Raw genomic sequence first — 11,437 nt, forward strand, 5'->3', positions numbered from 1 at the left:
GGGGCCGTTCTCGCGTTCTCAGTGGTTGCGGGGGAGGTGCTTCGCGGTGAAGTCCTCGGCGGTGAGGCCCATGATGACCAGGTGCAGCATGCCGTCGGAGAGGGAGTCGGGTTCGCTGGTGCGGCCTTCCTCGCGGAAGCCGAGCTTGGTGTGGAGCGCCAGGGACGCGACGTTCTCCTGGTAGATGCCGACCTGGCACTTGCGGAACTTGCGGCGTCCGAACATGACCGCGAGCAGCGTGATGATCGCGTCGTCGGCGTAGCCGTGCCTGCGGTGCATCGGGCCGATGCCGACGCCGTAGCTGAAAACGCCTGGTTCGTCGGCCTTGCTCGTGCACATCGAGCCGACGAGGACCTGGTCCCGGCGGGTTTCGATGGCCAGCTGGAAGTCGTCGGGGGAGTCGGCGTGGTTCGCGCGGTGCGCCGCCCAGTGGCGGTACCCGTCGGTCTGCGCGTACGGAGCGCGGGTGGGGTCCTGGTCGAAACCGGCCAGGATGCGTCTGTCAGCGGCGGCGACGCGCCTTAACAGCACCTGCCGCCCGACCCAGGACGACGTCGTGATCGGCGCCGCGCCGTGGCGGGCCCCCAGGTTCGGGTGCGGCGGGATCATCGTCATCGATCTCGATGATGCCCTCCTGGGCCGACCGAATCCACAGGGGGGTCCACGTGCTGTGACGTCGTGCAAGCGCTGTGAAACCTGGATGACCCGCGAGTTACCCGGTGTCAACGCCGGAGCCCGAAATGCCGTCATTGCGGGTGATTTGGTGACGCGCACCTGCTCGGGCGATCGCGAACGGTGAAGATCGGGTCATCCGCCGATGTTGCGGAGGGCTTCGCGCCGGGACAGCGGGGACAGCTCGTGGTTCGCGGCGAAGTCGCGGACCCATTCCGGATCGGTCTTGGCGTGCTCGCGCAGCGCCCAGCCGATCGCCTTGCGGAGGAAGAAGTCGGGATCGGTGAGGTTGGCTTGGACCGCGCGGCGCAGGAGCTCGACGTCGGTGCGGTCCTTGGCGCGCAGCTGTGCGATGATCGCCGTGCGGCGGCGCCAGCGGTCGTCGTCGGTGGACCAGCGCAGCAGCATCGGGCGCACCACGTCCGGATCGCTCAGCAGCAGCGGTCCGATGCGCCGGCTGGCGACCTCGTCGACGAAGTCCCACCACGCCCCGGTGACCACGAACTCCTCGTAGAGCCCGAGCGCGCCGGTGTCCTGGAAGCGCCGCTGCGCCCGGTGCCCGGTCACCGAGAGCGCGACGTAGCGCTCCTCCCGGTAGGTCGCGTCCCGCCAGAGCGCCCGCGCGGAATCGACCAGGTCCTGCTGCGTCGTGAAGGGGAACCGCCGGCACAGCTCGTCGACGATGCTCACGCGCGCGGGTTTGCGCACCCCGACGAACGGCATCTCCGACTTCATGTACCGCTGCATCGCGGGCGCGTCCTCCGCCACGGCGTGCTCCTCGAGCAGCCGCAACGCCGCCTCGCGGAACCCCGTGACCTCACCCACCCCGCCGATCCTGCCACCGGCCCCCGACGCCGCACCCCGCGACGCAGGTGGCCGGGGGTGTGGGCTCGGCGCAACATCACAGGTCGGGCGGGGACGTGACGTGGGAAACTGGGCGGGCCGCCACAAGTCGTTTGATTGATTTTGCATAGCAGTGCATAATCATCCGCATGACGGTGAGGGTTGCTGTAGCGGGTGCCAGTGGCTACGCGGGCGGAGAGCTGCTCCGCCTGCTCCTGGCGCACCCCGAGGTCGAGATCGGCGCGCTGACGGCGGGGGGCAACGCGGGCAGCCGCCTCGGTCAGCACCACCCCAACCTGCTGCCCCTGGCCGACCGCGAACTCACCGAGACGACCGCCGACCAGCTGCGCGGCCACGACGTCGTCTTCCTCGCGCTGCCGCACGGGCACTCCGCGGCCATCGCCGCCGAACTCGGCGACGACGTCGTGGTCATCGACTGCGGTGCCGACCACCGGCTCAACGACGCCGAGGACTGGACCCGCTGGTACGGCGGCGACCACCCCGGCACCTGGCCCTACGGCGTGCCCGAACTGCCCGGCGCGCGCGAGCGGCTGCGCGGCAGCAAGCGCGTCGCCGTCGCGGGCTGCTTCCCGACGGTGTCGTCGCTGGCCGTCGTGCCCGCCCTGGCCGCGGGCATCGTCGAGCCCGACGCCGTGGTCACCGCGATCACCGGCACCTCCGGCGCGGGCCGCGCGCTCAAGCCGCACCTGCTCTCCGCCGAGGTCATGGGCTCGGCCAGCGTCTACGGCGTCGGCGGTGCCCACCGGCACACCCCGGAGATGATCCAGAACCTCAGCGCGGCGGCGGGGGAGGTGGTCAAGGTCTCCTTCACGCCCGTGCTGGCGCCGATGGCGCGCGGCATCCTCGCCACTTGCTCCGCCCCGCTGCGCGGCGACGTCGACACCGCGACCGCCCGCAAGGTCTACCTCGACGCCTACGCCGACGAGCCGTTCGTGCACGTCCTGCCCGAGGGGGCCTGGCCGCAGACCTCCTCGACGCTCGGTGCCAACACCGTCCACCTGCAGGTCACCGTCGACCCGGACGCCGGTCGGCTGATCGTGGTCGGCGCCGAGGACAACCTCACCAAGGGCACCGCGGGCGGTGCCGTGCAGTGCATGAACCTCGCGCTCGGCCTTCCCGAGACCACCGGACTGCCCACCGCCGGCATCGCGCCGTGAGCCCCGCCACCAGAACCGAGGAGAAGAAATGAGCGTGACCGGTCCCGCCGGTTTCCGGGCGGCGGGGATCGCCGCAGGCATCAAGGCAGCGGGCGCGCGCGATCTCGCACTCGTGGTCAACGACGGTCCGCAGCAGTCCGCGGCCGGCGTGTTCACCACCAACAAGGTCAAGGCCGCGCCGGTGCTGTGGTCCCAGCAGGTGCTGCAGGAGCGCAAGCTGCACGCGATCGTGCTCAACTCCGGCTGCGCCAACGCCTGCACCGGCCCCGGCGGCTTCCAGGACACCCACGCCACCGCGGAGAAGGTCGCCGACGTGCTCGGCGTCGGCGCGATCGAGGTCGCGGTCTGCTCGACCGGCCTGATCGGCGAGCGCCTGCCGATGGACGCGCTGCTGCCCGGCGTCGACTCCGCCGCCAAGGCCCTCGACACCGGTGAGCAGTCCGGCCTGGACGCCGCCACCGCCGTGCTCACCACCGACAGCAAGGCCAAGCAGGCCCACCGCGCGCACGACAACGGCTGGTCGATCGGCGGGTTCGCCAAGGGCGCGGGCATGCTCGCGCCGAACATGGCCACCATGCTCAGCGTCATCACCACCGACGTGATGATCAGCGGAGCCGACCTCGACGAGGCGCTGCGCGCGGCCACCCGGGTGACCTTCGACCGGCTCGACGTCGACGGCGGCACCTCCACCAACGACACCGTGCTGGTCATGGCCTCCGGCGCCTCGGGCGTCGAAGCCTCCCAGGAGGAGTTCACCGCGCTGCTCACCGAGGTCTGCCAGGACCTGGTGCGGCAGCTGCAGGACGACGCCGAGGGCGCCACCAAGACCATCGACATCACCGTGCGCGGCGCCGTCAGCGAAGCCGACGCGGTGACCATCGGCCGCATCGTCGCCGAGGACAACCTGGTCAAGACGGCGATGTTCGGCTCCGACCCGAACTGGGGCCGCATCGCGATGGCGCTGGGCCGCGCCCAGGCCGAGATCGACGTGGACAAGGTCGAGATCGCCACCAACGGAGTCACGCTCTACGCCGACGGCGCGACCGCCCGCGACCGCAGCGAGGCCGACCTGTCCAGGCGGCAGATCGAGATCGTCATCGACCTGCACCTCGGCTCGCACGCGGCCACGATCCTGTCCACCGACCTCTCCCACGACTACGTCGAAGAGAACAGCGCGTACTCCTCATGACCAGTGACACCAGCGATCGGCTGGCCACCGCGGCCGAGAAGGCCAGCGTCCTCGTCGAAGCCCTCCCGTGGCTGCAGCGCTTCAACGGCGCCACCGTCGTCATCAAGTACGGCGGCAACGCCATGATCGACGACGAGCTCAAGGCCGCGTTCGCGCAGGACATGGTGTTCCTGCGGCTCGCGGGCCTGCGCCCCGTCGTGGTGCACGGTGGCGGACCGCAGATCACCTCGATGCTCGACCGGCTCGGCATGGAGGGCGAGTTCCGCGGCGGACTGCGGGTGACCTCGCCGGAGACGATGGACGTCGTGCGGATGGTGCTGGTCGGGCAGGTCGGGCGCGAGCTCGTCGGCCTGATCAACCAGCACGGTCCCTACGCGGTCGGCATGTCCGGCGAGGACGCACGGCTGTTCACCGCCGCCCGCCGCACCGCCACCGTCGACGGCGAACCGGTCGACGTCGGCCTGGTCGGCGACGTCGTCGACGTCAACGCCGAGGCCGTGCTCGACCTGATCAGCGCGGGCCGCATCCCGGTGGTGTCCACGGTGGCGCCCGACGCCGACGGCGTGGTGCACAACGTCAACGCCGACACCGCCGCCGGTGCCCTGGCGGTCGCGCTCGGCGCCGAGAAGCTCGTGGTGCTCACCGACGTCGAAGGCCTCTACACCAACTGGCCGGACAAGTCGTCGCTGGTCAGCAGGCTCGACGTGGACCAGCTGGCGGAGCTGCTGCCGGGCTTGGCCTCGGGGATGGTGCCGAAGATGGAGGCCTGCCTGCGCGCCGTGCGCGGGGGAGTGCCGCGCGCGCACGTCATCGACGGGCGGCTGGCGCACTCGGTCCTGCTCGAGGTCTTCACCAGTGCCGGAGTGGGAACGATGGTGTTCCCCGTCGAATCGGAGGACGCATGACCACCAACGCCACCGGGATGCAGCGCTGGCAGGCGTCCATGATGGACAACTACGGCACCCCGAAGCTGACCTTCGTCAGCGGTTCCGGTGCCGAGCTCACCGACGCCGACGGCAAGACCTACCTGGACTTCGTCAGCGGCATCGCCGTGAACGCCCTCGGCCACGCCCACCCCGCGATCGTGCGGGCGGTGTCCGACCAGGTCGCGAAGATGGGCCACGTTTCCAACCTCTACGTGCACGAACTCGGCCTGACGCTGGCCGAGCGGCTGCTCGAGCTGGCCGGGGCCACCGGCCGGGGACGCGTGCTGTTCTGCAACTCCGGCGCCGAGGCCAACGAAGCCGCGTTCAAGATCGCCCGGCTGACCGGGCGCACCAAGATCGTCGCGACTCAGGGCGGCTTCCACGGGCGGACGATGGGCGCGCTCGCGCTGACCGGTCAGCCCGCCAAGCAGGAGCCGTTCGCGCCGATGCCGGCCGGTGTGGTGCACGTGCCCTACGGCGACGTCGCCGCGCTGGAGTCCGAAGTGGACGACACCACCGCCGCGGTGTTCCTGGAGCCGATCCAGGGCGAGAACGGCGTCGTCGTCCCGCCCGAGGGCTACCTGCGCGCAGCCCGCGAGATCGCGACCCGCAACGGCGCCCTGCTGGTGCTCGACGAGGTGCAGACCGGCATCGGCCGCACCGGTTTCTGGTTCGCCTTCCAGCGCGAAGACGTCACCCCCGACGTGATCACCCTCGCCAAGGGCCTCGGCGGCGGTCTGCCCATCGGCGCCTGCATCGGCATCGGCGATGCAGGCGACCTGCTGCACCCCGGCCAGCACGGCACCACCTTCGGCGGTAACCCGATCGTCTGCGCCGCCGCGCTCGCGGTGCTCGACACCATCGCGGACGACGGGCTGCTCGACCACGTCGAGCAGGTCGGCATGGACCTCGTCGACGGTGTGCGGGGGCTCGGCCACCCGCTCGTCCGCGAGGTGCGCGGCGCCGGTCTGCTGATCGCCATCGGCCTCACCGAGCCCGTCTCCGCCAAGGTCGCCGCCGCCGCGCAAGAACGCGGCTACTTGGTCAACCCCATCCAGCCGGACGCCATCCGGCTGTGCCCGCCGCTGGTCGTTCGCGGTGAGCAGGTGCAGCGACTGCTCACCGACCTTCCCGAACTGCTCAACGCTGCCAAGGAGAACTGAGATGTCCCGGCACTTCCTCCGCGACGACGACCTCACGCCTGACGAGCAGGCCGAGGTCCTCGACCTCGCCGACGAGCTCAAGGCCAACCCGCTCGGGTCGGATGTGCTCAAGGGCAAGTCCATCGCGGTGCTCTTCGAGAAGAACTCCACCCGCACGCGGCTGTCCTTCGAGGTCGGCATTCACCAGCTCGGCGGACAGCCGATCGTGGTGGACGGGCGGATGATGCAGCTGGGCCGCGAGGAGACCATCGAGGACACCTCGCGCGTGCTGTCCCGCTACGTCGACGCCGTGGTGTGGCGGACATTCGCCCAGGCGCGCATCGACGCGATGGCCTCGGCCTCGCGCGGGCCGGTGATCAACGCGCTCACCGACGAGTTCCACCCCTGCCAGGTCCTCGCCGACCTGCAGACCATCCGCGAGCGCCACGGCAAGCTCGCCGGGCTGACCATGACCTACCTCGGCGACGGCGCCAACAACATGGCCCACTCGCTGCTGGTCGGCGGCGCCACCGCGGGCATGCACGTCCGCATCGGCGCGCCCGAGGGGTTCCGCCCGGTCGAGTGGGTGCTCGAAGCCGCCCGCAAGCGCGCGGCCGAGACCGGCGGCTCGATCGAGCTGCACACCACTCCGCAGAGCTCCGTCGAGGGCGCGGACGTGCTGGTCACCGACGCGTGGACGTCGATGGGGCAGGAGAACGACGGCAAGGACCGGGTCAGCCCGTTCCGCCCGTACCAGGTCAACACCGAGCTGCTGGCCGCCACCGGCAAGTCCGACACCAGCGTGCTGCACTGCCTGCCCGCGCACCGAGGCCTGGAGATCACCGACGAGGTGATCGACGGACCCGCCAGCGCGGTGTTCGACGAGGCCGAGAACCGGCTGCACGCGCAGAAGGCCCTGCTGGCCTGGCTGGTGCGACGATCATGAGCACGACGCGGGTCGCGCGGCAGGCGCGCATCGTCGAACTCGTGTCCTCGCTGGACATCCGCAGCCAGACCGAGCTGGCCAAGCTGCTCGGCGACGCCGGCATCGAGGTCACCCAGGCCACGCTGTCCAGGGACCTCGACGAGCTCGGCGCGGTGAAGCTGCGCGGCCCGGACGGCGGGGCGGCGGTCTACGTCATCCCGGAGGACGGCAGTCCTGTGCGCGGCGTCCAGGGCGGCACTTCGCGGCTGAGCAGGCTGCTCGGCGAACTGCTCGCCAGCGCCGACGGGTCGGGCAACCTCACGGTGCTGCGCACACCGCCCGGCGCCGCCCAGTTCCTGGCCAGCGCCATCGACCGCGCCGCGCTCAACGAGGTCGTGGGCTCGATAGCGGGCGACGACACCGTCATGATCGTCGCTCGCGAGCCCCTGACCGGCAAGGAACTCGCCGAGCGCTTCACCGCGATGGCAGCGGGCGGCCTCGAACCCGAGGATGAGGACTAGGGCGCGGTCTCCCGCGGTCAGTACTGGTGAGGACTGACCGGGACATCGATCATGGGCAGTCTGACCTGGAACTGCCCGCAACCAACCGAGAGAGCACCGAGGAACCGAACGTGACGCAGCAAGGCAGTGAGCCCACCAAGCTCTGGGGCGGCCGCTTCGCCTCCGGCCCGGCCGAGGCGATGGCCGCGCTGAGCCTGTCGACGCACTTCGATTGGCGGCTGGCGCCCTACGACATCGCCGGATCGCGCGCCCACGCCCGCGTCCTGCACCGCGCCGGGCTGCTGACCCAGGACGAGCTCGACGCCATGCTCGCCGGGCTCGACACCCTCGCCGCCGACGTCGAATCCGGCGCCTTCACCCCGGTCATCGACGACGAGGACGTGCACACCGCCCTCGAACGCGGCCTGCTGGAGCGCGTCGGCGCCGACCTCGGCGGCAAGCTGCGCGCCGGCCGCTCCCGCAACGACCAGGTCGCGACCCTGTTCCGGATGTGGCTGCGGGACGCCAACCGGCGCGTCGCCGCGGGCGTCCTCGACGTCGTCGACGCGCTCGTCGCGCAGGCCGCCGCGCACCCGGACGCGGTGCTGCCCGGCCGCACCCACCTGCAGCACGCCCAGCCGGTGCTGCTCGGGCACCACCTGCTCGCGCACTGCCAGGCCCTGCTGCGCGACGTCTCCCGGATCCGCGACTGGGACGCCCGCACCGCCTACTCGCCCTACGGCTCCGGCGCACTGGCCGGCTCCTCGCTGAGCCTGGACCCGCAGGCCATCGCCGCCGACCTGGGCTTCCGGGGAGCCACCGACAACTCCATCGACGGCACCGCGGCCCGCGACTTCGCCGCCGAGGCCGCGTTCTGCCTGGCCATGCTCGGGGTCAACCTCTCCCGGATTGCCGAAGAGGTGATCATCTGGAACACCGCCGAGTTCGGCTACATCACCCTCGACGACGCCTGGGCCACCGGCAGCTCGATCATGCCGCAGAAGAAGAACCCCGACGTCGCCGAACTCGCCCGGGGCAAGTCCGGCCGGCTCATTGGCAACCTCTCCGGCCTGCTGAGCACCCTCAAGGCGCTCCCGCTCGCCTACAACCGGGACCTGCAGGAGGACAAGGAACCGGTCATCGACTCCGTCGAGCAGCTGGACCTGCTGCTGCCCGCGATGAGCGGGATGCTCGGCACCCTCACCTTCCACACCGAGCGGATGGCCGAACTCGCCCCCGCCGGTTTCACCCTCGCCACCGACATCGCCGAGTGGCTGGTGCGCCAAGGCGTTCCGTTCCGGGTCGCCCACGAGGCGTCGGGGGAGTGCGTGCGCACCGCCGAGACGCGCGGCGTCGGCCTCGACGAGCTCACCGACGAGGAACTGGCCGCCGCCCACCCCGCGCTGACCGCGCAGGTCCGCGAGGTGCTGACGGTCGCCGGATCCATCGAGTCCCGCGACTCGCACGGCGGCACCGCCCCGGCCCGCGTCGCCGAGCAGCGCGAGCGGGTCGTCGCGGCCGTGGCCGAGCACCGGGGGTGGCTGTCGGAATGATCGAGATCTCAGCGCGCCCGGTAGGGTGCTGAGCGTGGACCAGGTGACGCGCGAGGAGCTGGCCCGCGACCCGCTGTGGGTCGCGCGCCGGCTGCTGGGCTGCGAACTGCGGTCCAGCAGCCCGGAGGGCGAGGTCGGCGTGCGCCTGGTCGAGGTCGAGGCCTACCGGGGCACCGACGATCCCGCGTCGCACTGCTACCGGGGCAGGACCGAGCGCAACTCGGTGATGTTCGGCCCGGCCGGTCACCTCTACGTGTACTTCGTCTACGGGATGCACTTCTGCATCAACGTGGTGTGCCTGTCCGACGGCGTCCCCGGGGCGGTGCTGGTGCGCGCCGGGGAGATCACCACCGGCCGCGACCTGGCCCGCAGCCGCAAACCCGCCGCCCGCAAGGACGCCCAGCTGGCCAGCGGCCCCGCCCGGCTCGCCGGGGTGCTGGGTATCACCCGCGAGCACAACGGCATCGACCTGACCGACCCGGAATCGCCGGTCCGCCTCTACAACGGCACCCAGGTCGCCGAGGACGACGTCCGCAGCGGGCCCCGGGTCGGCGTCGCGGCCGCGATGGACCTGCCGTGGCGGTCGTGGGTCGACGGTTCGGAGGCCGTCAGCGCCTACCGGCGTGGCGGACGCCGCCGCATCCGAGCCCGGGCGTGAACCCAGTTGCGGGGATGCGCGAAACTGAACCGCGTGAGTGAGCACATCCTTGACGAGCTGGCCTGGCGCGGACTGATCGCGCAATCCACCGACCTCGACGCGCTGCGACGAGACCTCGACACCGGCCCGCTCACTCTCTACGCCGGGTTCGACCCGACCGCGCCGAGCCTGCACGCCGGCCACCTGATCCCGATGCTGACGCTCCGCCGCTTCCAGCAGGCCGGTCACCGGCCCGTGGTGCTGGCCGGTGGCGCGACCGGTCTGATCGGCGATCCGCGCGACGTCGGCGAGCGCAACCTGCACGACGAGAGCACCGTTGCCGAGTGGACCGGCAAGATCCGCGACCAGCTGTCGACGTTCGTCGACTTCGACGACTCGCCGACCGGCGGGATCATGGCCAACAACGCGGACTGGACCGCGAACCTGTCGGTCACCGCGTTCCTGCGCGAAGTCGGCAAGCACTTCTCGGTCAACACGATGCTGGCGCGCGAGACGGTCAAACGCCGGCTGGAGACCGACGGCATCTCCTACACCGAGTTCAGCTACATGCTGCTGCAGGCCAACGACTACGTGCAGCTCTACCGGGAGCACGGCACGAAGTTGCAGCTCGGCGGCTCGGACCAGTGGGGCAACATCATCGCCGGCGTCGACCTGGTCCGGAAGCAGGAGGGCGCCGCCGCGCACGCGCTGACGCTCCCGCTGGTCACCGACTCGGAAGGCCGCAAGTTCGGCAAGTCCACCGGAGGCGGCAACGTCTGGCTCGACCCGTCGCTGACCTCGCCGTACGCCTGGTACCAGTACTTCGTCAACGCCGCCGACGCCGACGTGCCCAACTACCTGCGGCTGTTCACCTTCCTCGACCGCGAGGAGGTCGAGGAGCTGGAGAAGACCACGGTCGAACGCCCGCAGCTGCGAGCCGGGCAGAAGCGCCTCGCCGAGGAGCTGACCACGCTGGTGCACGGCGAGGACCAGACCCGCAAGGTGATCGCGGCCAGCCAGGCGCTGTTCGGTCGCGGGGAGATCGCCGAGCTCGACGAGGCGACCCTGGACTCCGCGATGGCGGCCGTTCCGAGCGCCGAACTGCGCCTGGCCGACGGCCCGAGCATCGTCGACCTGCTGGTCGAGACCGGATTGGTCGACGGCAAGGGCGCCGCGCGACGCACCATCAAGGAGGGCGGCGCGTACGTCAACAACGTCAAGATCGCTGATGAGGACTGGGTGCCGACCCAAGACGACCTGCTGCACGGGCGGTGGCTGGTCGTTCGCCGTGGCAAGCGCCACACCGCGGGCGCCAAGATCCTGAACTGAGCCCAGCACGAGCACGGGAACGGGGCGCTGACCTGCGGGTGAGCGCCCCGTTGCGGTTGAGGACCCCCCGGTTTGACCCCTCCGGAACCGACCGTGTAACTTATTCCGAGTCAGCGCGACACGGGCCGGGAAACCGGGCCGGGCCTGATGCGGGGTTGCGAACCAAGCTCCTGTCTCCGGATGGTAGAGTGGGCGCCCCGAACGGGAAACCAAGAAAGTAGAAGCAAGCCAAAGGGCTTGGGGATGCGGACGCGGTTTTCCACCCTGTTCTTTGATTGAAAATAGCGCTTGGTAAGCTGCTGGGCGGAATAGCGAGCCGACATTTCGGCGGCCACCGGATAAGGGATACCCCCCGGTGAGACCGAAAAAAGGGCCTGCTAGTCTTGAACACAGCAAAAGCGCGAACGAGGAAATGGCTCCCCGGATCGTGCGGCTCTGAAATGGGTCGTGGGTGATGGTGTGGGTGTGTTCTTTGAGAACTCAACAGTGGACTGTTTTGGTTAGTGTTCTTTATATGCCCCTAACCAACTCATCGCGGGATCT

11 protein-coding genes are annotated in these 11,437 nt (G+C 70.6%); 9 read left to right on the forward strand and 2 right to left on the reverse strand.

The window, feature by feature from the left end; translation table 11 throughout:
- Positions 1 to 18: 18 nt before the first annotated feature.
- Both R4I43_RS25030 and R4I43_RS25035 read right to left on the reverse strand, forming a co-directional pair.
- On the reverse strand, positions 19 to 615 hold the full coding sequence (locus R4I43_RS25030; RefSeq protein WP_324268139.1) for a GNAT family N-acetyltransferase: 597 nt from the start codon (positions 613 to 615) through the stop codon (positions 19 to 21).
- A 192-nt stretch (positions 616 to 807) separates the two neighbouring features.
- Positions 808 to 1,497, reverse strand: coding sequence for a DNA alkylation repair protein (locus tag R4I43_RS25035; protein ID WP_324268140.1), 690 nt, complete (start codon positions 1,495 to 1,497; stop codon positions 808 to 810).
- Positions 1,498 to 1,664: 167 nt separating this feature from the next.
- Here R4I43_RS25035 and argC point away from each other — a divergent pair, with 167 nt between their 5' ends.
- The 9 genes from argC (at position 1,665) to tyrS (ending at position 10,894) form a co-directional block, all read left to right on the forward strand.
- Entirely contained in the window at positions 1,665 to 2,693 is a 1,029-nt protein-coding gene (gene argC, locus R4I43_RS25040) for an N-acetyl-gamma-glutamyl-phosphate reductase (protein WP_324268141.1), read from the forward strand.
- A gap of 28 nt (positions 2,694 to 2,721) precedes the next feature.
- Entirely contained in the window at positions 2,722 to 3,882 is a 1,161-nt protein-coding gene (gene argJ, locus R4I43_RS25045) for a bifunctional glutamate N-acetyltransferase/amino-acid acetyltransferase ArgJ (RefSeq protein WP_324268142.1), read from the forward strand.
- A complete protein-coding gene (gene argB, locus R4I43_RS25050; protein WP_324268143.1) occupies positions 3,879 to 4,787 on the forward strand; it encodes an acetylglutamate kinase in 909 nt (302 codons plus the stop codon). The genes argJ and argB overlap by 4 nt, the downstream gene beginning before the upstream one ends.
- Complete coding sequence (locus R4I43_RS25055; protein WP_324268144.1) at positions 4,784 to 5,971, forward strand: acetylornithine transaminase; 1,188 nt, start codon at positions 4,784 to 4,786, stop codon at positions 5,969 to 5,971. Before argB ends, R4I43_RS25055 begins: the two co-directional genes overlap by 4 nt.
- A gap of 1 nt (position 5,972) precedes the next feature.
- Positions 5,973 to 6,896, forward strand: coding sequence for an ornithine carbamoyltransferase (gene argF / locus R4I43_RS25060; protein WP_324268145.1), 924 nt, complete (start codon positions 5,973 to 5,975; stop codon positions 6,894 to 6,896).
- A complete protein-coding gene (locus R4I43_RS25065; RefSeq protein WP_324268146.1) occupies positions 6,893 to 7,396 on the forward strand; it encodes an arginine repressor in 504 nt (167 codons plus the stop codon). Before argF ends, R4I43_RS25065 begins: the two co-directional genes overlap by 4 nt.
- 110 nt (positions 7,397 to 7,506) lie before the next feature.
- Positions 7,507 to 8,928, forward strand: coding sequence for an argininosuccinate lyase (gene argH / locus R4I43_RS25070; RefSeq protein ID WP_324268147.1), 1,422 nt, complete (start codon positions 7,507 to 7,509; stop codon positions 8,926 to 8,928).
- Positions 8,929 to 8,962: 34 nt separating this feature from the next.
- The gene (locus R4I43_RS25075) at positions 8,963 to 9,586 is read left to right on the forward strand and encodes a DNA-3-methyladenine glycosylase (RefSeq protein ID WP_324268148.1); all 624 of its coding nucleotides are present in this window, start codon (positions 8,963 to 8,965) and stop codon (positions 9,584 to 9,586) included.
- Positions 9,587 to 9,619: 33 nt separating this feature from the next.
- Positions 9,620 to 10,894, forward strand: coding sequence for a tyrosine--tRNA ligase (tyrS, locus tag R4I43_RS25080; protein WP_324268149.1), 1,275 nt, complete (start codon positions 9,620 to 9,622; stop codon positions 10,892 to 10,894).
- Positions 10,895 to 11,437 lie beyond the last annotated feature (543 nt).

Source organism: Saccharopolyspora mangrovi (genome assembly GCF_035320975.1).
Classification (GTDB): domain Bacteria; phylum Actinomycetota; class Actinomycetes; order Mycobacteriales; family Pseudonocardiaceae; genus Saccharopolyspora; species Saccharopolyspora mangrovi.

Coding starts and splice junctions, on each gene's coding strand:
- R4I43_RS25030 (WP_324268139.1), bottom strand. CDS start 615: ATGACGATGATCCCGCCGCACCCGAACCTGGGGGCCCGCCACGGCGCG.
- argF (WP_324268145.1), top strand. CDS start 5,973: ATGTCCCGGCACTTCCTCCGCGACGACGACCTCACGCCTGACGAGCAG.
- R4I43_RS25055 (WP_324268144.1), top strand. CDS start 4,784: ATGACCACCAACGCCACCGGGATGCAGCGCTGGCAGGCGTCCATGATG.
- R4I43_RS25065 (WP_324268146.1), top strand. CDS start 6,893: ATGAGCACGACGCGGGTCGCGCGGCAGGCGCGCATCGTCGAACTCGTG.
- argB (WP_324268143.1), top strand. CDS start 3,879: ATGACCAGTGACACCAGCGATCGGCTGGCCACCGCGGCCGAGAAGGCC.
- argJ (WP_324268142.1), top strand. CDS start 2,722: ATGAGCGTGACCGGTCCCGCCGGTTTCCGGGCGGCGGGGATCGCCGCA.
- argC (WP_324268141.1), top strand. CDS start 1,665: ATGACGGTGAGGGTTGCTGTAGCGGGTGCCAGTGGCTACGCGGGCGGA.